A 20248-nucleotide genomic window follows, 5' to 3' on the forward strand; every position below is an offset into this window, starting at 1 on the left:
TTACTGCCCTCCAGATAGCGCTTTTTTCAGCCCTTTAACTTTAGAATCTAAAAATTGCACACTGGCTTGATACTGTAGTGTATTTTCTAGATACAAGTTTCGTTCCACTTGTACATTCACAGTATTACCATCACCTGTATCTGGTTGATCTGGAACGCGAAATCCTTCACCAGCAGTCATTTCAGTACGGATATCAAAGTGCTTTTCGTGAGTGCGAGCCATGCCCGCTTGTTGATTTTTTGCCGCACTGGCAAGTGCGTCTTGGAAGTTCATGCCCTTGGCCGTATAGCCAGGGGTATCGGCATTAGCAATGTTGCTTGCAATTATTTCAGCGCGCTTGGCACGCAACATCATCCCTTGCGGGTGAATTCCGAACGCTTTGTCAAAACTAATAGCCATAATGCTACCTCCAAATCATTTGAAAGTAGCATTACAATTACTATGCCAACATTAGCGTCAAATTTATGATTGCTTTTGATAGACGATGCCAGGGTTACACCTAAGCATATCAAATTGTTGATTTAATCCAGAAAGTGACTCAGAGGCGCCAAGGAATAAATAGCCATCTTTATTGAGCACCCCGTGAATTTGAGAAAGGATTTGTGCTTTGATTTCCGGTGAGAAATAAATAAGTACGTTACGACAGAAAACGATATCGAATCGGCCAATAAGACTATAGCTATTTAGCAAATTTAGCGGGCGGAAGCTCACCAGCTTTCGAACCGCTTCTTTGACCCTAAGCATACCGTTATCACCAGGTTCAAAAAACTGACGCTTACGCTCTTGTGAAAGCCCTCGCGCAAGCGCTAGGCCATCGTAATGGGCATATTTACAATGCTCAAGCATAGTACTTGAAATATCTGTGCCAACAATTTGCACACCGCCGGGAAAAGAGCCAGGCTTTGATTGCATGTATTCAAGTACCGTCATGGCAATCGAATAGGGCTCTTGACCAGATGAGCTAGCCGCAGACCAAATCTTTAATGGCATACGCTGGTTCGCAAAATCAGGTAAAATTTTGCTTTTTAACAGCTCAAAAGGATAATCATCGCGAAACCACAACGTTTCATTGGTTGTCATCGCATCAATGACCGCTGCGCGCAGCTGACGCTCCATTGGACTAAGTGTGCGTTGCACAAGCTCTGCTAATGAAGCAACCTCAAATTTTGCCATCAATGGCGCTAAGCGGCTTTTTACTAAATACTGCTTATTATCACCCAATACGATTCCGCATTGTTGCTCAAGAAAGGTTCTAAAGTCGTGATAACTTTTGTCATCTAATTGTCTAGCTGGCACTGCAATGTCCTAAAAGCAAACTAAGAAAAGAGGATTAGTCTTCAATTTTTAACCACTTTTTAACTGCAGTTGCTAATTCGTCAGGGTGAAACTTCGGAATAAAGTCTTCCGCTCCTACTTTTTCGACCATGGCATTGTTAAACACACCGCTTAATGAGGTATGCAAAATAACCGGCATCGAGCGCATTTTTTCATTGCTTTTGATTTCTGCAGTTAAGGTGTAACCGTCCATTTCTGGCATTTCAATATCAGAAATTAATAAGGCAACTTTTTCTTCGATAGTATTACCGCATTGCTCTGCAATTTCATTAAGTTGATTGAGGGCATCTTGACCATTTTTAGCCAATACCATTTTAAGCCCAAGCGGCTCAAGCGCTCTCTTGACTTGGTTTCTCGCAACGGTCGAGTCGTCAGCAATCATGATCACACGCTCACCCAAGCTAGCACCAACAGAGGCATCAGCAACCTCTTCACTCAAGTCAGTAGACACTGGGTTGATTTCATTAAGGATCTTCTCAACATCTAAAATTGACACCATTTCTTTGTCAATTTCAGTGACGGCAGTTAGGTAACTAGACTTACCAGCACCTTCTGGCGGCGGCATAATGTCTTGCCAGCTCAGTGTGGTAATACGCTCAACCCCAGCAACTAGGAATCCCTGAACACTGCGATTATATTCAGCGATAATAATAAAACAGTTTTCCGTTAACGGTATTTCAGGACCACCAGTGGCCTTACTTAAGTCGATCACAGAAATAGTTTGCCCACGAATGTGCGCAACACCTTTGATAAAAGGATCTTGGTTTGGAAGCGATGTTAACTGAGGGCACTGCAACACTTCACGTACTTTAAATACGTTAATGCCAAAACGCTGTGGTCCAATTAATTTAAAAAGCAATAGCTCGAGTCGGTTTTGACCAACTAACTGAGTACGTTGGTTTACCGAGTCTAAAATGCCCGCCATAGTTACCCCTTAATCTCATGTGCAACAGAAAAGGCACAATTCTTGTTTACTATTAATTTAACATTAGTCTAAGCGCCTGTTTTTTGACAGCGCCGTTAAATACTTGAGTTAAAACTAAGCCATTTGATATTAAGCATAGTCGAGTATCTAACGTCAATAACACGATGACACGTAAACATGAGCAAATCGAAGATTCTTTTTACTTTTTTAACGCTGTGCTATCAGCTTCAATCGCAAGCAATTGCCACCAGCTTTGATCGAGACTTTATTGAAGGCCTCGCTAAACGTTCAGTTGAGGATAGCTTCACAGATGTTAGTAATCGTAAAGTCTCCGTTACTGCCGCCAAGCTCGACCCTAGAATAGTGATCAAACCTTGTGACCAGAATTTGCAGGCCAATATACCTGATATTCATAACAGTAGAAACGTAAATGTTAAAATAACTTGCGAGGGATCAAGCCCCTGGAATCTATATGTTCCTGTGAAAGTGACAATAGATGCCCCGGTAGTAGTTGCTAAATATGCAATCGACCGCGGCAGCATGCTAACCCCTGATAATATACAAATTGCTTACGTTGATGAAAAACGTTTGCGGGGTGAGGCTATAGGCGATGTAAACACTCTCTATGGCGCTAAAGCCAAACGCAACATTGTGAAAGGTAAGGCAATATCGCCCAATCACGTTTGTTCAGTATGCAAAGGAGATAATGTGACACTCATCGCTCTCAGTAGTACCTTTAGTATAAAAACATCGGGAACATCAGTTTCCAATGGCCATGTTGGCGACAAAGTGCGAGTTAAAAATAATCGCTCTGGTAAACTCGTTACCGGCCGAGTCAGTGGCGTTAATAAAGTGACCATAAATTTATAAATAATGATAAAGAAATTCAGTAATTGGCCGATAATATTATAGAATGAGTAATACACAACATGCAGGTGTAAGAAATGGCTATTAATATCAACAACTTGAATAATAACAATCAAGTTAATCGTACTGTACAGCAGCAACAGAACGACGTAAAGAACCAAGTCGACCAAAAAGCGGTTAACACATCTCAGGCGACAAGAGTTAGCCAAGATTCAGTGTCACTAACACCGCAAGCAAGACAGTTGAACGATATCCAAAAGAAAAACGGTGATGCGCCACCGGTGAATCAGAAAAAAGTTGATCAACTAAAAGAAGCAATTCAATCAGGTGCTTACAAAGTAGATGCGGAAAAGTTAGCGCAAAGCATCGCCAAATTTGAATTTGATTTACTATAGAGAATAACAATGAGTTCAAGCGTCTCACAGCAATTACTTAACAAACAACTAGAACAACTAACTGCGCTGGAGCAGTTGTTGAACGACGAAAAAGAATTGCTCACTCAACGAGACCCTGAGGCTTTAAATACGCTTACCGAACAAAAAAAGGTATTGCTTGAAGCGATTGAAGGACTAGACGCTAATATCAGCAAAAACCCACAATTTTTGGCGGACAAAGCGCAAAACTTGCTTGATGATTCGCTTGAAGAAATTCAAGCAACTCTGCTCCGTTGTCAAGAACTCAATGTCATTAATGGCCAAGTGATTACTCATTCACAACTTGCCGTTGAGCGCATGAAGACGACCCTATTAGAGCGCCACAATCGCTCTTCAATGACTTACGATAATAAAGGTAAGAAACACGCGGGTCTAAGCAGTCTAGATATCAAAGCCTAGATATCAAAGCCTAAGCTAAAAGCCCAAGCATAATTGTTTCACCTGAAGTCTACCTATTCTCAATTAGCTATCCTGTAACCATATTTTAGGTGACGTTAGCTAGACAAATCCTCAAGTCAAAGCCGATGAACACAAAAACAGTACCTATAAAAAACGCCAACATGAAGTTGGCGTTTTTTATGTTCTCAAGCTTTGTTAATCAATGACGTTGCTGATTAACACGCTCAAAACGGCAAGTTATTTTTGCTCAGTCTTACTGCTAGCATCATCTGCTGCTTGGTTATTATTTACAGTAGCCTTTTTGCTATCAAAGTCAGCGTCATGATCTTCGTCACCAACCACATGCTCTAATTTAAGCTTTTTCACTGAGCGAACCGTTGTTATTGGGCCTGAACATGCGTACAAAACAAACACTGCCATTAACAGTTCAGCAGGGCTAGAAGCAACAACGACAAAGACCAAGACAATCAGTAAGACAACGATAAAGCTAACCTTACCTTTCCAATCAACCTCTTTAAAGCTGTTATACCTAAAGTTACTCACCATTAATAAACCAGTAACTATGGTCAACAAGCCCATAATAAAGCCATAGTCTTGGCCGTTAAGTTGATATTCCGTACCGACCCAAACAATACTTGCAATAACACCAGCTGCTGCTGGGCTTGCTAAGCCTTGGAAATAACGTTTATCCGCAACGCCTACTTGGGTATTAAATCGTGCTAAGCGAAGCGCTGCGCCTGCAACAAAGACAAAAGCTGCAAGCCAACCAAACTTACCCATGCCTGAGAGCGCCCAATTGTAGGCCACTAACCCAGGGGCTATGCCGAAAGAAACCATATCAGCCATACTGTCATACTCAGCACCAAATTCACTTTGAGTATTTGTAATACGAGCAACTCGGCCATCTAGCCCGTCAAAAATCATTGCCACAAAAATAGCAATTGCAGCAGCTTCGAAATGATTATTCATTGACGAAACAACCGCGTAGAACCCCGAAAACAAGCCTGCCGTAGTTAGTAAGTTGGGCAATAAATAAATACCTCGGTTTTGGTTCACATTAGCATTAGGCGAAGTCATATAAGCGAGAAATGTCCTTGTCTGATAAAAACAGCTAATTTAGCACATCTCTTTTAGCGCCGCATTACGTAAATTTAGTAACAGATTAATTCAAATAGGCGCGGCAAGCTCAAAATATTGGGCTGCTCGCCGTGCAAGCCCAACGCAGATAATTAATCAGTTTACAGCTTTGCGTGCAGTGAGTCGGAGGTAGGAAAAAACGCTGTCAATATATCAACTTAATGTTTAAGATGGGTTAAACTTTATTCAATGCTGTTGGCTGGGAAGTTTGCTAGTAAAAGGCCTTAATTATGTACAAGTTGATTCCAACACTTTGCCTGCTGTTATTCACAATGTCAGGAAACGCACAAGATACAACTGTTTACCGCTGGGTTGATAAAGACAATATTGTGCATTTTAGTCACCAGCATCCTAGCGATAAAGATTTTGCCAAAGTCGATGTACGCGTTGCATATGCGCCAGTAGTTCCTGAAGGCGAAAAAAACTCATTTGTTGATGATTGGTTGGCAGAAAGGCAAGCACAAAAAGAAGCTAAGAATGAGCTTGAGCGTGCACGCCAGACTTCAGAGTTAATTGAAAAGAACTGTGAAGCAGCACAAGTTAATTTGAAATTGCTTGGCGGTTTTGAACGAATTTTATTAAAAGAACCTGACGGCAGCTCTCGTTTACTAACGCCAGAGGAAAAGCAAGAGCAGCGCATGCTGAATAAGCAACACGTCGATATATACTGTGACGATAACGAAAATAGCTGATGCAATTTAGCTACGATATTTTACTAAATTAATAACACTAACTAGTCGTAAAAAAGGTAGCAGCTATCAAGCTACTACCTAAAACCATTGCCTAAAGACACGACCTAAAATCACTCAGTAAGAAGTTATCTTGTTTTGCACTTTACTTCTTGCGCTAAAATAATCGAAAACATCACTATTCAGTAGTAAAAGTAAATTTTTCATCGGCAAATTGAACAACGATTTTCTGACCTTTTTCAAACTCTCCTGCCAGTAAACGCTGCGCCATCGGGTTTTCAATATCTGTTTGAATCGCACGCTTTAACGGCCTAGCGCCAAATAGAGGATCAAAACCAACTTCTGCAATCTTTCTTAGTGCACTTTCGTCAAGGTGCAAACCAAGCTCTTGCTGCGCTAAGCGCGCTGATAATGATGCAATTTGAATTTTAGCAATCTCAACTATTTGCTCTGCGGCTAATGGGTGGAAAACAACGGTATCATCAACACGGTTAATAAATTCAGGTTTAAAGTGTTGGCTAAGTTCGGCCATCACCGAGGCTCGCATTAATTCGTATTCATCGTCACCGCTATAGCTTTGGATTGATTCCGAGCCAATATTGGAAGTCATAATAATGACGGTGTTTTTAAAATCTACCGTTCGCCCCTGACCATCAGTTAAACGGCCATCATCAAGCACTTGCAACAAAATATTGAACACATCAGGGTGTGCTTTTTCAATTTCATCGAGCAGCACTACCGAATAGGGCTTTCTGCGCACAGCTTCGGTTAAATAGCCGCCTTCTTCATAACCCACATAACCAGGAGGAGCCCCCACTAGTCGAGCAACGGAGTGTTTTTCCATAAACTCAGACATATCAACGCGAATCAAGGCATCTTCAGTATCAAACAAGAATTCAGCCAGCGTTTTGGTTAACTCTGTTTTACCAACACCTGTCGGACCAAGGAATAAAAACGAGCCTATTGGCTGATGAGGATCTGCCAGACCTGCTCGCGATCGACGAATGGCGTTAGCAACAGAAACAACGGCTTCAGACTGGCCTATTACGCGCTGATGAAGTTCATTCTCCATACTGAGTAACTTTTCACGCTCTTCAGACAGTATTTTAGCCACAGGGATGCCAGTGGAGCGACTAAGCACGTCAGCAATTTCGATTTCAGTAACTTTGTTACTGAGTAAACTCATTTCTTGCATTTCCGCTTGGCTAGCTAAATCTAACTGCTTTTCAAGTTCAGGGATCCTGCCGTATTGCAGCTCAGACATACGATTTAAATCACCAGCGCGGCGTGCTGAATCCAAATCTATTCTCGCTTGCTCAAGTTCAGCTTTGATGGTTTGCGTCCCTTGCGATGCTGCTTTTTCAGTCGTCCAAATCTCATCTAACTCGTCATATTGCTGCTGCGTCTCTTTAATTTCAGCGTTAATAGCATACAAACGTTTAATAGAGGCATCGTCAGTTTCTTTCGCCAAGGCGCGTTGCTCTAATTTAAGCTGAATAAGTTTACGCTCTAATTTGTCTAAGTTTTCTGGCTTGGAATCCATTTGTAAGCGAATACTGGAAGCCGCTTCATCAATCAGGTCAATCGCCTTATCGGGTAATTGACGATCGCTGATGTATCGGTGAGAAAGTGTTGCAGCGGCAACAATTGCCGGATCGGTAATATTCACCGAATGATGCAGTTCATAGCGCTCTTTTAGGCCGCGTAAAATAGCGATAGTGTCTTCAACGCTTGGCTCATCAACGATAACTTTTTGGAAGCGGCGCTCAAGCGCTGCGTCTTTTTCTATGTACTGACGATACTCGTCGAGTGTCGTCGCCCCAACACAGTGTAAATCTCCGCGTGCAAGTGCTGGCTTAAGCATGTTTCCTGCATCCATTGCACCATCGGCTTTACCTGCGCCGACCATGGTATGTAGCTCGTCAATAAACAGAATGACTTGCCCTTCTAACTTAGACAACTCATTCAAGACTGCTTTTAAACGCTCTTCAAATTCACCACGATATTTTGCGCCCGCCACCAGTGCGCCCATATCAAGCGACAATACTTGCTTGTTCTTCAGGCCTTCTGGCACTTCGTGATCAACAATACGCTGCGCTAAGCCCTCAACAATGGCCGTTTTACCAACCCCTGGGTGACCGATAAGCACAGGGTTGTTTTTTGTGCGACGCTGAAGCACCTGAATTGCACGACGAATTTCATCGTCACGACCAATTACAGGGTCTAGCTTACCTTGCTCTGCCCGCTCGGTGAGGTTAATCGTAAATTTATCGAGTGCCTGCCTTACATCTTCCGCATTTTGATCGTTAATATTTTGGCCACCTCGTATACGCTTAATAGCGTCTTTAATTCGCGCTTCTGTAGCACCTAGCGACTTTAAGATCTGGCCTAGCATGCCAGTATCTTCTAGCGCAGCTAATAAAAATACATCAGAAGAAATGTAAGCGTCTTTTAATTTTTGTGCGTACTTATCACAAAGGTTTAGCAAGTTACCGGTTGTTGATGAAAGTTGAACTTCACCACCTACTCCGTGAACTTTTGCCAGCCCATCAAGCGCCTTATCAACTTGTTTGCGCAGCGAGCTAACATCAACCCCTGCACTTTTTAACAAAGGAACAACGCTGTTGCCTGATTGCTTTAGCAAGGCCATCATTAAATGCAGTGGCTCAATAAACTGATGATCTCGCCCCAATGCTAATGATTGCGAATCAGAAATAGCTAATTGGAAAGACTGAGTAAACCTGTCTAAACGCATACAAACCTCGGTTCTCGATAATTACTGGTCAGCATTAGCAAGTGTAAAATGATAGTGACTTAGCTCACTGTAGGTTGCTAATGCTTTAAAACTAACATTATCTATAGGGGCTTAACGGCTAAAATCAAGTATATGTCGGGCGCGATGTTGATTTAAAACAAGCTTTTATGGTCTTTTGGAGGAGCTAACAATAGTAGCAGCGTAAGCACTAGCAAGGATTTCGGCAGATAACACTTGCCATGCGGCCGGTGACGCTCTCTCGTCGGTAGGAGTAATATTGCTGCGCCATAGAAAAGGTGCAATGAGGTAGGCTGGCTACCTCAACAATGCCCGAAGCGCTCAGCAGATATTTCGCAATTTGATGTAGGTTAGCTAAATATTTTTGCGTTGATTCAGGCACTACCCGAAAAGCATCTACCGTTGCCGGATTAAGGTTTACAAATGCATCTTTAACTTCACCGCCAATTTCAAAAGCCGTTGGACCAATACAAGGCCCTAACCAAGCTACTAATTGCTCAACAGGTGTGTTCATCGCTTCGACAGTTTTCGCAATTATATTTTGCGCTAGTGGCCGCCAGCCACCATGAATTGCGGCAATGACTTGCCCTGACTTATCGGCAATCAAAATAGGCAAGCAATCTGCCGTCATTACCGCTAAGGCAACATTGAGACTTCGTGTGACCGCTGCATCTGCGGTAATTGGTGCTGCTTGATATTGCTCGACGATAGCAACATCGCTGCCATGAACTTGTTCAAGCCATTGAATGTTGGTATTAGTTGGTAAATATTGAGCTAGGGTTGCTCGGTTGGCATTAACTTGTACAGGGCTATCACCAACATGCAGCCCTAAATTAAAGTTATCGTATTGACCAGCCTGCGACAACTCGCCAGCAAGCTCGCGAGTCGTCGTAAATGCCGTGACATTGCGAGCCGGCCAATCAACAGCAACTTTGTGGCTAACCATATGATGCTTAGTGTTAGTAGTCTTGCTCACTGTTAAGCTTAGTGTCTTCTTTTAATAACTCGACGAGTTCAACAAAATCATCTGGGATGTCGGCTCGCCATGTCATTAACTCGCCCGTGATTGGGTGATACAGTGATAACATTGCAGCATGTAACGCCTGACGTTTAAAATTACGCAAGAATGTTAGCAACTTAGGCGTCGCATTTTTAGGTGGTCTTGGACGTCCATTGTATAACGGGTCACCGACTAGCGGGTGCGTGATATGTGCCATATGCACACGAATTTGGTGAGTACGCCCCGTTTCAAGACGCAGTCGTAAACGCGTATGTAAGCGATACTTTTCCATCACACGGTAATGGGTAACCGATGGGCGACCCGACATCGTCACGGCCATATGAGTGCGCTTAGTTGCATGACGCCCTATTGGCTCATCTACTGTGCCACCTGCGGTCATAATGCCGCTGGCGATCGCTTCATATTCACGCGTAATTTCACGCGCTTGCAAAGCATCAACTAAATTTGTTTGCGCCGCAATGGTTTTGGCAACTACCATCAAACCCGTTGTGTCTTTATCTAGACGATGAACAATACCAGCACGTGGAATTAGCTCAAGTTCAGGACAGTAATGCAATAAAGCATTAAGCACTGTACCATCCGGGTTGCCCGCACCAGGGTGTACAACGAAGTCAGCTGGTTTATTAATAACCAGAATATCATCATCTTCGTATACAATGTTTAACGGAATATCTTGCGGCTCAAAGCGCACCTCGGCCTCAATGGTGGCATCAATTTCCACGGTTTCTTCACCAAACACTTTTTCGCGCGCTTTGGTGACAACCTTGCCGTCTAACTTAACATTACCCGCTAAAATCCATTCTTTTAGGCGTGAACGCGAATAATCAGGAAACATTTCCGCTAATGCTTGGTCTAAACGTTTTCCTAAGCAGGATTGGGGAACAGTTTCTTGATGTTGGATAATTTCGGCCATTAAAATCTCTTTGCTATCAAATTAGTATTTGCACTGTGCAAGGCAAGAATGCTGAGTTAGAATGCTGCTCAACAAAAAAGAAAAGCATTTTACCCTTTTGTTTAGGGCTTTCATAACAATTTTAACGAAAACAACCTAGTGATAATCGAGTCTATGGATAAATTGACCTTAAGAGCTTTAGTGTTAGCCGCAGTAGTATCGCTTGCTGGCTGCTCTTCTTCTGATACTGACATTGAAAAAGTACCTGATCGTTCCGCCCAAGCATTGTTTGTTGACGCCCGCGAAGCGCTTGATAACGGCTTATATCAAAAAGCTATTCAAATTTTATCTGCTATTGATTCTCGCTTTCCATTCGGCCCTATCTCGCACCAAGTGCAATTAGACTTATTGTTTGCTTATTATAAAACAGGTAATTCTGAGCAAGGCATTGCATTAGCAGATCGCTTTTTACGATTAAACCCCAAGCACGCTAATGTCGATTATGTTTACTACATGCGCGCTTTAATTAATGTCGCAACTGAAGAAAACTTATTCCAAGATTTAGCGGGTATTGACCGTTCAGATCGCGATCCAAGCGCATCACGAGATGCCTTTAAAGATTTGCGTAAAATCGTTGATGAGTACCCAGACAGTAAATACGCTGCTGATGCGAGAAAGCGCATGATTGCAATCAAGTCTCGTTTAGCTCAATACGAACTTGCGGTCGCTAAATTTTACTTAAAGCGTGAGGCTTATGTCTCTGCCGCTAATCGCGCTCGATACATTGTTGAATACTACGCACCAACGCAAGAAACAGAAGCGGCTCTTGAGTTGATGGTTGAATGCTATCAAGCATTAGGATTAGACGAGTTAAAACGAAACACACTGCAAGTTATTGCGGCTAACTACCCTAATAACCCATTGTTAAATAATTAATCATTCGATTACCAACGGGTACAAAAAAAGCTGCACATGCAGCTTTTTTTGTTTGGCTCGAAGATACGAGAATTAATATCTAAATAGCTGCTTCGTCTTCTTCACCAGTGCGGATACGGATAACACGCTCAACATCAGTGACAAAGATTTTGCCGTCACCAATTTTACCAGTTTGCGCACTTTCAATAATGGCATTTACACAGCGCTCAACATCGTCAGATGCCACGACAATTTCAATTTTCATTTTTGGCAGAAAGTCCACCATATATTCCGCGCCGCGATATAGCTCAGTATGACCTTTTTGACGGCCAAAGCCTTTAACCTCTGACACCGTCATACCGGTAATGCCAATCTCGCCTAGTGCTTCGCGTACATCATCCATTTTAAATGGCTTTATAATTGCCTCAATTTTTTTCATTTTCACGCCTTAATAATTTTTACAGCTACGTTTTTATTATATGCCGATAATTAAAAAACAAAATAACTAAGCGCTGAAAACTCAACCATTTGAATTATTTTCACGTATAAATGGTCTGCACAAATCACTGTGCTTTTTGATACACTCAGCTTAACTATTTTTGATACCAAGGATTAACAATGAATCAGCAAGTGATCATTGAAGAAATGAAAGTGTTACCCGAAATCGACCCTGCATATGAAGTAGAGCGCAGAGTAGCCTTTATCAAAAAACAACTAACCTCTTCCTCACTAAAGCACCTTGTATTGGGCATCAGTGGTGGTGTTGACTCATCTACATGCGGCCGTTTAGCGCAACTTGCCGTTAACGAGTTGAACCAAGAGCACGCAACTGACGAGTACAAATTTATTGCGGTTAGACTGCCTTATGGTATTCAGGCCGATGAAGAAGACGCTCAAACAGCGCTTTCTTTTATCCAACCAAGCCATGTGGTAACAACCAACATCAAAGCAGGCGCTGATGGTATTAACCAAGAAACCTTAAGCGCTTTAGAAAGCGCGCAGCTACTAAGTGCTAGTGACAGCCAAGTCGATTTTTCAAAAGGTAATGTAAAAGCACGTACCCGTATGGTAACTCAGTACCACATTGCAGGCATTCTTGGCGGCTTAGTGATTGGCACTGACCACTCTGCTGAAAACATTACAGGCTTTTTTACCAAGTGGGGTGACGGTGCATGTGACCTAGTGCCGCTTTTTGGTCTTTCAAAGCGCCAAGTTAGACAATTAGCTAAGCACTTAGGTGCACCTTCAATTTTAGTGGAAAAAGCGCCTACCGCTGATTTAGAAGACCTAGACCCTGGCAAGAAGGACGAAGACGCATTAGGCCTTAGCTATGACCAGTTAGATGACTTCTTGGAAGGCAAAGTAGTTTCTGATGAGGTTCGTGACCGCATCATAGCCATCTACAACAAAACCCAGCACAAGCGCCTTGCTATTCCCACCATCTACGACTAGTGCTTAATTTCTAGCATCGACCATTTGGTGTTCCAAGCCAACGGTGGTATAACTGTTGGCTAGGATTTAACCGCTCGCAGTTATGGTGGCTGAGTATGAAAATATCAAAAGGATTTACACTCGTAGAGTTAATGGTTGGAGTTGCCATCATAGGAATCGCTCTGGCGGTAGCATTACCGAATTTTAACAATTGGATTGTGCAAATTCGAGTAGACAACGAAATATCTCAAATCCATCGCCTACTGCTCACCGCAAGAAATACCGCTATAAACTTAGAACATGAAGTCATCGTGTGCCCGTTAGATGGAAAAAACTGCGTAGATGATTGGTCTCGTGAAATAAGTGCGTTTGTTGATGTGAACAATAACGGTGACTTTGATTCCGCAGACAATGAAACTATTATTCGAGTAAAAGCAGCAATTGATGATGGTGACGCCTTAACCTTCCAAAGGACTAGCCTGACTTATCAGCCGACAGGACAGGCAGGAGGCGCGGCGGGAACTTTCGCTTATTGTCCTAAAGACCTACCACAGTTCAACCGCGGGGTTATTGTCTCATTGCGAGGTAGAGCTATTCAAACACGAGACACGGACAATGACAATATTGATGAAACAAGAGCTGGTGCGGACGTCACTTGCGAATAGCAGCTTCTTATCAATATAGACTTAACAAGCTCTATTTTTATAAATCTTAATAGTAAGAACGAAATATTTAATTGTTTGCCACGACAGTCTCCTAATTGTCGCTCAATACCCTGTCGCTCAAGGGGAGCCGCTTAGCTATTTTATTATTGTGGAAGACTATCTTCTAATAAATTCGCTTTGTTATCGGTAAACTTTTGACTAAATGGTACACATTCAAATACGTCAAATATTCTTATAGTGCTTCGCTTTTTTATTATTCTTTTATTTTTCTTAAGCTTATCTAAGTAAGTTGGACCTTGGTGAGCAGGCATTATTTTATAATGAATAATTTGCTCCCCTCCTAATAACTCGATGTGGCATTTAAGACGTGCCTTTTCGTTTGCTTTCGCAAAACTAATATTAGAAGTTAGCAAAGCGGCTAACCCTAGACCTATAACTACTGCGCTTCTCATTTTGTTAACTCCAATTAACCTTACTAAACACAAACTAATCCCAACAATCGCTACTCGGGGTTCTTTGACCAGCATCTGTTACTTTTAGCTCTTTACATTTAGCATCGTCAGAAGCAAGGCTTCCTTGAGCCGTTGCTGTTAATATAAAAGTGTCGCCTTTTACTGTTGCATCTATTTTGTAGTAACCACCTTCAGACTCGAATGGATCTTTACTTAGGCCAAGATTTTTCATGTTCTCTGTATAGACCCTGTTGTCTAGGTAGTATTGTTCCATTAAGTTAGCAATTCTTAATAATTCTCGCTGACCCTCTGTGCGCTTCGACTTGCTTGCGTAACTCTGATAGCTTGGATATGCCACACCTGCCAAAATCCCAATAATAGCAACAACAATAAGCAACTCAATCAGAGTAAAACCAGAAGACTTTATGCTTCTTTTCATTAATTATCTTCCTCGACATATAGAGCTGTACGCATTGTTTTCAGTTTTAGGCCGTCACAGTTGCCATTTGCATCACAAATAGTTTTTTCATCTGGTGCAAGTAAAACAACTTCGGTTCTTTGATCTGTTTCCTTAGGATTATCTGGATCCGATTCATCATCATCGGTTGTTGGCGGCCGAGTAACAATTGTTGGCTTTTCATTAATAATACCTGGTAACTCTATGATTCTAGTTTCATAAATGGTTGTTCCCAATGCTAAGTCAACCGCATATAGCTGAGCTTCACCTCCATCTAGAGCACAGGTACCCTCTGACGCAAATGTTGGAATAAAGCTATTATAATAAGCTACACCCGCGATTGCTTCTGGTTGAGTTACACTCTTTTCACCATTTCCTAGTAAGCTAATAAACCAGCCATCTTTTTCACTCACAGCAAGCGCTAAATTCTCTTGTTCCTGTTCGGTCAAGCTATTATCACCAAATGGGTTACCCGTATAATCATGCAGGTCGGCCAGCTTTACTTCGCTTGGTGGCGTATCAAATTTTTGCGTAATAATATTGCCATCTTTAATCATAAATAGCATATCGTTAGTAATCGTATTTAACGGATCAGCGCGATTACCACTACCAATTAAAATAGCATCATAGGGTACAGCTGATTGGTGAACCTGCTCATCAGAGTTACCATTAACTATCGTAGTGTACTTAAATGTCTCTGAAATCAATGCCCTCGTGATTGTTGGCTCACTAAAGAAGCGCCTATCATTTGCTTCCGTCGCTTTATTTCCTTCAGCTTGGCGGCCAAGTGATGCTAGCTGGATAAGTCCCCAGTCGTCAGAGCTTGCACCAACCATATCAAGTCGCCAAACAACGCCACCAGTATCACCAAAATATAATCTATCAACGAAACCATCTGAATCACTATCAAGGGCAGAGACTGCTGCCGGAATACTATCGTTACCAGGAAAATCTATATCACCGCCTGGAGTTATTGCTAACTTCTTTTCACCTGAAGCGGCGTCAACAAAAAACAACCCGCGTCCAAGCGTATCATTTGTACCCACCCCACCTGCATCTTTTGACGCTGCATAACCAGCAGCAAATACTAGGGTCGGCTTGGCTTTACCAGAATCTGTATTTATTAACGAATTAATCACACGCGGTGTTGACCATGACTGACCAAGCTCACTGAAGCCAGTGCTATCGTCGTTGATGTGCCATAGCAATTTAGGTGCAACATCGGGATTACTAATATCAAGCGCATAGTATGAAGAGCCTCCACGGCGAGAGCCTACAAACACCCAAGCTTTATCGCCTTTTGTGTGATCAACCGTACCGTCGCCGCCATCATCGATATAGGAAACTGGCGTGCCATCTAAACCATAAACTTTACCGCCACCATTCGCATTAATTCTCAATTCATTGTAATTGCTAAAAAATTCTTTTGGCATAAACACCCAGCTTTCCTTCACTGAGTTGCCTTCATCTTGGAACATATGAAGCGCACCAGCATTAGTGCCGACAATAATGCGAACATCTTGATTATCCGCACTACCGCCATAATTAACCACTAGCGGTCTGGAGTGCAATGGGTCGCCAAAAACATCTTTACGCATATCTGTTGTTGATTCGTCATTGTCATCGTCATCAACATCGGCTCCTTTTGCCCAGGCAAATAAATCGTCAAGATCGGCTTCCGGGACTTTCATAAAGGCAGCGAGCTTAGCTTCTGTTTCAAATGCGCTTTCGGCATTGTCTTTGCTAAACTCTTTGATTGCACTATCACTGCCAAGGTCTGAATAAACTTTTCTGCTATCAGGAGTAATTGTTTGGAACATTTCAACAACCCCCCCCTCATTTACATCAGCACCATCATTACTGCTTGACCATATTGTAGTAACATTTTCCTCAATATTACCCGCATCATTTAATGCTGGTTTATCATCTTTCCCAACTAAGCCGCTACCTGAGATTTTTAGCTTTTTAATGTTTCCTGCCCACCTAGGTCTGCGTTCTGGTAAAAACATCGCATAATACACAGAATCAAGTGTTTGCGTGCGATCAAAGTTGTTTGAAGCCACCGCAGGCGCAGTAAAGGTTGCATTTACGCTGAGAGCATTCCGAAGTGCTTCGGATAGCTGCAAAGACAAAGCGCTCGGGTTATCAACATCATAAAAGTTGCCACCACCAGCTTCAGCAGCAGCATCCAGTAACTTCTTCGCGTCGTCAGCAATTAATTCATCGTTGGTTGGGTTATCGGGATCAGCAAAATCCTGTAAGGCAAATCCTATGGTATTCAAAGTAATATTTTGCTTACCTGAAACATTAGCGTTGATATCTTGGTTGTGGAGAATGTCCGCTAACGCGACCAAGTAGTTGTCTTCACTGATCAATGAGCCACTGGAATTTTCTCTACGAACCTGACGAACTAAATCAGCGTTGTAACCAGTCATCAGCGCTATTTCGTCGTTTGCGGCACGATCACGAGTAGGCGCTCCATCGGTTATCATGATGACATGAACATTATCACCACAGAAAGTACTACCAAATGGCGACTTATAAACCGTGTTGGTCTCGATACTTAAATCTCTGGGTGGAGTATTAGCAATATAATTGCCACGATCAGAGTCTTTATCTCCGTAATATACCGATAGACCACCAAAATAACGGCTGGCCTCGAATAAAGTTTCGCACAGTGGAGTATTAGTTTCACCATCTACATCAGATTCAAGAATTTCTAACAACCTAGCTCTAGTGACAACATTCATCTCTTGGATGCCCATCACTATGCGGCCACCATCCCGTACATTTTCACCTGCATGATTTAGGTTAAAAATCTGTAAACCAAAGTCAACGTTATAAAAAGACTCGACAACATTCACTACAGCACGTTTGGCTGCTTCCAATTTGGAAACAGTTTCAGTTTCGTTGCTATTAGCTAATGCGTAACGTAAATAGTTATCAGTAAATAGTGTAACTACCTCACCCTTATCCGCAGTACTTAGTGCATTGTCAATATTTGATGTGTATTGCTGTGGATTATCTTTATTACCCAAACCATCTGCTGGATACCCTGGAGCTAAATCTTTTCCGTCCAAGTTACCGTAAGGATTGCCATAAACACCACTGCTGCCATGGTTAATATTGCGTTCAGTGGTACCATTAAGTCGATCAAACTCAATATCTTCTAAGCAATCAACTACTGCTAAATTAGCACCAGTATTGTCGGGTATTTCTTCCCATGTTCCAGAGCTGCCTTTAAACGTATACTCGCGTAGATGAACGTTGACAAAGCCCTTTTCTTTTAGGATGTCATGTGCAAAGTCGCAACTGAGAATTGAAGCAAAAAATCGGCGTTGTTCAGTAGCACTATCAGGCGTTGGCAGAGGGCTATCGCCAACTCCACTGCCTTTAGAAAAATAAATATATTCTTCAGAGAGTTTAGTTAAGCCATCTAAAGCGTTGTAACCTCTATCTGGGTCGTAAGGAGCATTAATGGTCACTTCTCGGTTCATACTACCGGAATTATCAAAGATAATTAACACCTTAGGTGTAATACCTACCGTAGTAGATTCATTTCCAAGGTATAATTCAATATCTTCCGAGTATGCTACCCAAGGCAGTAAACAGCTTAGGAAAAAAAATACGTATTTCATCACTAATTCCCTACATTTAATAATTGCTGAGCAATATTAGCGTTGGCGCGAACTTCGCTCGTTTTATTTCGTCCATACTCATTGCTTACAGCAATACTAACGACATTGCATTTCAACAATTGATTGGAAGAAGATAACGTTGTGTGTGGGCAGTCAGTCGGCTCATTGGTGTCAAGCTCATTATCAATCACAACGCTTTTAACAGATACACTTGTTATCGTATTAACGTTTTTTGGAAAGTCCTTTCCTGCAAACAAATTGACATTGCCCCTAATTTGATCGGCAACGGTTTCGTCTAAAGCGCTAACCGTGGCCTGAATTGCAATCAACTTTTCTTCACTAGCACCCGACATTTTTATATCCGAAGATGCGTTTAACATAAGCACAGACGCGACTGCAGTTAAGGCCACTAAAAAAACGATCGATGTAATTAATACAAAACCGCTCTGGGCTGATGTTTTAAAACTTACCATACTCTTACGTCACCATTGTGTAATGTAACTGTTGAGCTAAAAAGCATTCTTCTGTAATTGTCACCAGACGCATTAAAGCTAATGTCACCAAGCTGATAAATAGTGTCATTAGTATAGTTGGGGTCTAACTCTATATCACGCACTAACACATAAAGCTTGACGGCTCGAATTTTAGCGTTTGTAGCACCATCCCAAATTGCATCTGTAACATTATCTGCAGAAACAAAAGAGTCGACATTACCATTACCGTCACTATCAACACCGTATAAAAATCTGATCATTTCTACACCGTCGATTAAAGGTTGATTCCACATACTATTGACTAAACTAATCAGATTTAAAGTAGGAACAACACTAGAGCTACCAGCTAAAGTATCTTCTGAAATGTAGTAAATATGATGCTGATATTCCCATGTCTGGCTATTATTGATAACAGGAGAGGGATTCTCACCATCAAATATCTGGCCTGCATTCATATTAGTGATCAAGTAATATCGGTCATCGTTGAGCGCGCCATTTGCAGGCAACGCCACGGCACGCTTTAGCTGCAAAATATCTGAGCCTTGTTTGGCATCATTGATGCATCCCATCATTGCTGAATTCATGGGTGTAGCTCCCCAAATCGCTCGAAATGTACCAATGTTTCCTGGAAATGTCCCATTATTAATTCCACCACCTCGGCACTCATTATCTGGCGCTCCTGGCACGGCGAGTAAATTGCTATTGCTTAGTGGCATTGCAAGCTCTCCCCAGAACCCCTGACGCATTAGATCATCAGTTAGTAAGCTAATGGTAATTCGGCCTGTTTCTTGCATGGCACCATACCGAGTGGTGGTATCAGATGTTGAATACATACCAACAAAGATACTCATTACTCCAGAAAAGAGCACTAAACCTAACACTAACGAAATGAGTATTTCTAATATTGTAAAACCACGCTGATACTTCATTTGCTACTCATTAAAACAAAAATGCTGTTAATACAATTCTGCGACGTGTGTCAGCCGAAGATCCACAATTACCACCACCAGCTCCCTTCACTTCGCTTCGTCCTGACCAACTAACAACAACGGTAACTAATTGTGCATTACGAGCAATGCAACCTCTCGCATCAATTAAGCCGCCAGTATTGCTGTTGCTTAACCTTGAGTTTGCTCCCCGCAGTGCATTTGTCCATTCATAAAGATCATTGGTTTTAATTTCTTGCGGTGTGCATGGGGAAGCCACGTTATTACAAAAGTTATCGGGCAAGGAGGCAGCATTCTCACCATAGGTACCTACATAACTTTGTAATACTGCTTCACTTACATCATTACTGCGGATACGCTCGATAATATCTTGTGCCATAGCTGATGCCAGCGAACGCTGCATGGCATCAAAGCTTCCTTTCTTGGCTGTTGTTTGCATAGCCACAGCACCTAAAATTCCAGTCGCTAAGACAAACAATGCCACGAGAACTTCTATCAGCGTCATTCCACGCGAATGGGAGTTATGCATAAATCCACCTCGCCTTTGGTTCAAGTGGTAAATGTTGAGTTAAAAAAGTAGAAAGGGAAACGAAGAAATTTCTTCGCAAAAAAATAGAGGGGCGATTTATTGAATCAATAAATACCCAAGATTGGCCAACATATGTGTTAAGTATCGCCATATTTAGAGGCATTAACCCATACCTATATCCATATAATGGGTAGCTGTGACTTATATAGTCACTACACAGTTACTACCCACGGTTGCGTTTAAAGTTA

At 42.1% G+C, this 20248-nt stretch carries 21 protein-coding genes; 7 read left to right on the forward strand and 14 right to left on the reverse strand.

Annotated features, from left to right (window positions below):
* The 3 genes from flgB to DXX94_RS06050 all read right to left on the reverse strand — a co-directional run bounded on the left by flgB (position 1) and on the right by DXX94_RS06050 (position 2260).
* Positions 1-399, reverse strand: a complete 399-nt coding sequence (flgB, locus tag DXX94_RS06040; RefSeq protein WP_116014537.1) for a flagellar basal body rod protein FlgB — start codon at positions 397-399, stop codon at positions 1-3.
* A 63-nt stretch (positions 400-462) separates the two neighbouring features.
* On the reverse strand, positions 463-1296 hold the full coding sequence (locus DXX94_RS06045) for a CheR family methyltransferase (protein WP_116014539.1): 834 nt from the start codon (positions 1294-1296) through the stop codon (positions 463-465).
* Between the two features lie 34 nt (positions 1297-1330).
* Positions 1331-2260, reverse strand: a complete 930-nt coding sequence (locus DXX94_RS06050; RefSeq protein ID WP_115999458.1) for a chemotaxis protein — start codon at positions 2258-2260, stop codon at positions 1331-1333.
* A 177-nt stretch (positions 2261-2437) separates the two neighbouring features.
* Here DXX94_RS06050 and flgA point away from each other — a divergent pair, with 177 nt between their 5' ends.
* From flgA to DXX94_RS06065, 3 genes are all read left to right on the forward strand, one after another.
* Positions 2438-3130, forward strand: coding sequence for a flagellar basal body P-ring formation chaperone FlgA (gene flgA, locus DXX94_RS06055; RefSeq protein ID WP_116014540.1), 693 nt, complete (start codon positions 2438-2440; stop codon positions 3128-3130).
* 74 nt (positions 3131-3204) lie between these two features.
* Complete coding sequence (gene flgM, locus DXX94_RS06060; RefSeq protein WP_116014542.1) at positions 3205-3522, forward strand: flagellar biosynthesis anti-sigma factor FlgM; 318 nt, start codon at positions 3205-3207, stop codon at positions 3520-3522.
* Between the two features lie 9 nt (positions 3523-3531).
* Complete coding sequence (locus DXX94_RS06065; protein WP_116014544.1) at positions 3532-3960, forward strand: flagella synthesis protein FlgN; 429 nt, start codon at positions 3532-3534, stop codon at positions 3958-3960.
* Between the two features lie 237 nt (positions 3961-4197).
* Here the strand turns inward: DXX94_RS06065 and pssA are convergent, their stop codons facing one another.
* Complete coding sequence (gene pssA, locus DXX94_RS06070; protein ID WP_116014545.1) at positions 4198-5037, reverse strand: CDP-diacylglycerol--serine O-phosphatidyltransferase; 840 nt, start codon at positions 5035-5037, stop codon at positions 4198-4200.
* A 290-nt stretch (positions 5038-5327) separates the two neighbouring features.
* Between pssA and DXX94_RS06075 the strand changes: the two genes are divergently transcribed.
* The gene (locus DXX94_RS06075; protein WP_116014547.1) at positions 5328-5789 is read left to right on the forward strand and encodes a DUF4124 domain-containing protein; all 462 of its coding nucleotides are present in this window, start codon (positions 5328-5330) and stop codon (positions 5787-5789) included.
* 175 nt (positions 5790-5964) lie between these two features.
* On the opposite strand, the gene clpB is transcribed toward DXX94_RS06075, so the two are convergent.
* From clpB to rluD, 3 genes are all read right to left on the reverse strand, one after another.
* A complete protein-coding gene (clpB, locus tag DXX94_RS06080; protein WP_116014548.1) occupies positions 5965-8541 on the reverse strand; it encodes an ATP-dependent chaperone ClpB in 2577 nt (858 codons plus the stop codon).
* Positions 8542-8749: 208 nt separating this feature from the next.
* Entirely contained in the window at positions 8750-9535 is a 786-nt protein-coding gene (pgeF, locus tag DXX94_RS06085) for a peptidoglycan editing factor PgeF (RefSeq protein WP_147302245.1), read from the reverse strand.
* Positions 9519-10493, reverse strand: a complete 975-nt coding sequence (rluD, locus tag DXX94_RS06090; RefSeq protein WP_116014552.1) for a 23S rRNA pseudouridine(1911/1915/1917) synthase RluD — start codon at positions 10491-10493, stop codon at positions 9519-9521. Before rluD ends, pgeF begins: the two co-directional genes overlap by 17 nt.
* Before the next feature lie 153 nt (positions 10494-10646).
* On the opposite strand from rluD, the gene DXX94_RS06095 reads away from it, so the two are divergent.
* Positions 10647-11408, forward strand: a complete 762-nt coding sequence (locus DXX94_RS06095) for an outer membrane protein assembly factor BamD (protein ID WP_115999449.1) — start codon at positions 10647-10649, stop codon at positions 11406-11408.
* Between the two features lie 79 nt (positions 11409-11487).
* On the opposite strand, the gene glnB is transcribed toward DXX94_RS06095, so the two are convergent.
* Entirely contained in the window at positions 11488-11826 is a 339-nt protein-coding gene (glnB, locus tag DXX94_RS06100) for a nitrogen regulatory protein P-II (RefSeq protein ID WP_115999448.1), read from the reverse strand.
* Between the two features lie 179 nt (positions 11827-12005).
* On the opposite strand from glnB, the gene nadE reads away from it, so the two are divergent.
* On the forward strand, positions 12006-12839 hold the full coding sequence (nadE, locus tag DXX94_RS06105) for an ammonia-dependent NAD(+) synthetase (RefSeq protein WP_116014553.1): 834 nt from the start codon (positions 12006-12008) through the stop codon (positions 12837-12839).
* Positions 12840-12934: 95 nt separating this feature from the next.
* A complete protein-coding gene (locus tag DXX94_RS06110; RefSeq protein ID WP_116018333.1) occupies positions 12935-13483 on the forward strand; it encodes a GspH/FimT family pseudopilin in 549 nt (182 codons plus the stop codon).
* Positions 13484-13626: 143 nt separating this feature from the next.
* On the opposite strand, the gene DXX94_RS06115 is transcribed toward DXX94_RS06110, so the two are convergent.
* From DXX94_RS06115 to pilV, 6 genes are read right to left on the reverse strand one after another with little or no spacing between them, the layout of a single operon-like run.
* Entirely contained in the window at positions 13627-13935 is a 309-nt protein-coding gene (locus DXX94_RS06115) for a TapY2 family type IVa secretion system protein (RefSeq protein ID WP_116014555.1), read from the reverse strand.
* A 34-nt stretch (positions 13936-13969) separates the two neighbouring features.
* A complete protein-coding gene (locus DXX94_RS06120; RefSeq protein ID WP_181901492.1) occupies positions 13970-14374 on the reverse strand; it encodes a type IV pilin protein in 405 nt (134 codons plus the stop codon).
* The gene (locus DXX94_RS06125) at positions 14374-18030 is read right to left on the reverse strand and encodes a pilus assembly protein (RefSeq protein WP_116014556.1); all 3657 of its coding nucleotides are present in this window, start codon (positions 18028-18030) and stop codon (positions 14374-14376) included. The genes DXX94_RS06120 and DXX94_RS06125 overlap by 1 nt, the downstream gene beginning before the upstream one ends.
* Before the next feature lie 2 nt (positions 18031-18032).
* Positions 18033-18503 carry a hypothetical protein gene (locus DXX94_RS06130; RefSeq protein WP_116014558.1) on the reverse strand — a complete coding sequence of 157 codons (471 nt, stop codon included), beginning with the start codon at positions 18501-18503 and terminating at the stop codon, positions 18033-18035.
* On the reverse strand, positions 18497-19453 hold the full coding sequence (locus tag DXX94_RS06135) for a PilW family protein (RefSeq protein ID WP_116014560.1): 957 nt from the start codon (positions 19451-19453) through the stop codon (positions 18497-18499). The genes DXX94_RS06130 and DXX94_RS06135 overlap by 7 nt, the downstream gene beginning before the upstream one ends.
* Positions 19454-19463: 10 nt before the next feature.
* Positions 19464-20000: a type IV pilus modification protein PilV gene (gene pilV, locus DXX94_RS06140; RefSeq protein ID WP_116014562.1), complete on the reverse strand. Its 537-nt coding sequence runs from the start codon at positions 19998-20000 to the stop codon at positions 19464-19466.
* Positions 20001-20248: the final 248 nt, after the last annotated feature.

Source organism: Thalassotalea euphylliae, from assembly GCF_003390375.1.
GTDB classification, from domain to species: Bacteria; Pseudomonadota; Gammaproteobacteria; order Enterobacterales; family Alteromonadaceae; genus Thalassotalea_F; species Thalassotalea_F euphylliae_A.

Coding starts and splice junctions, on each gene's coding strand:
- flgB (WP_116014537.1), bottom strand. CDS start 399: ATGGCTATTAGTTTTGACAAAGCGTTCGGAATTCACCCGCAAGGGATG.
- DXX94_RS06050 (WP_115999458.1), bottom strand. CDS start 2,260: ATGGCGGGCATTTTAGACTCGGTAAACCAACGTACTCAGTTAGTTGGT.
- flgA (WP_116014540.1), top strand. CDS start 2,438: ATGAGCAAATCGAAGATTCTTTTTACTTTTTTAACGCTGTGCTATCAG.
- flgM (WP_116014542.1), top strand. CDS start 3,205: ATGGCTATTAATATCAACAACTTGAATAATAACAATCAAGTTAATCGT.
- DXX94_RS06065 (WP_116014544.1), top strand. CDS start 3,532: ATGAGTTCAAGCGTCTCACAGCAATTACTTAACAAACAACTAGAACAA.
- pssA (WP_116014545.1), bottom strand. CDS start 5,037: ATGACTTCGCCTAATGCTAATGTGAACCAAAACCGAGGTATTTATTTA.
- DXX94_RS06075 (WP_116014547.1), top strand. CDS start 5,328: ATGTACAAGTTGATTCCAACACTTTGCCTGCTGTTATTCACAATGTCA.
- clpB (WP_116014548.1), bottom strand. CDS start 8,541: ATGCGTTTAGACAGGTTTACTCAGTCTTTCCAATTAGCTATTTCTGAT.
- rluD (WP_116014552.1), bottom strand. CDS start 10,493: ATGGCCGAAATTATCCAACATCAAGAAACTGTTCCCCAATCCTGCTTA.
- DXX94_RS06095 (WP_115999449.1), top strand. CDS start 10,647: ATGGATAAATTGACCTTAAGAGCTTTAGTGTTAGCCGCAGTAGTATCG.
- glnB (WP_115999448.1), bottom strand. CDS start 11,826: ATGAAAAAAATTGAGGCAATTATAAAGCCATTTAAAATGGATGATGTA.
- nadE (WP_116014553.1), top strand. CDS start 12,006: ATGAATCAGCAAGTGATCATTGAAGAAATGAAAGTGTTACCCGAAATC.
- DXX94_RS06110 (WP_116018333.1), top strand. CDS start 12,935: ATGAAAATATCAAAAGGATTTACACTCGTAGAGTTAATGGTTGGAGTT.
- DXX94_RS06115 (WP_116014555.1), bottom strand. CDS start 13,935: ATGAGAAGCGCAGTAGTTATAGGTCTAGGGTTAGCCGCTTTGCTAACT.
- DXX94_RS06120 (WP_181901492.1), bottom strand. CDS start 14,374: ATGAAAAGAAGCATAAAGTCTTCTGGTTTTACTCTGATTGAGTTGCTT.
- DXX94_RS06125 (WP_116014556.1), bottom strand. CDS start 18,030: ATGAAATACGTATTTTTTTTCCTAAGCTGTTTACTGCCTTGGGTAGCA.
- DXX94_RS06130 (WP_116014558.1), bottom strand. CDS start 18,503: ATGGTAAGTTTTAAAACATCAGCCCAGAGCGGTTTTGTATTAATTACA.
- DXX94_RS06135 (WP_116014560.1), bottom strand. CDS start 19,453: ATGAAGTATCAGCGTGGTTTTACAATATTAGAAATACTCATTTCGTTA.
- pilV (WP_116014562.1), bottom strand. CDS start 20,000: ATGCATAACTCCCATTCGCGTGGAATGACGCTGATAGAAGTTCTCGTG.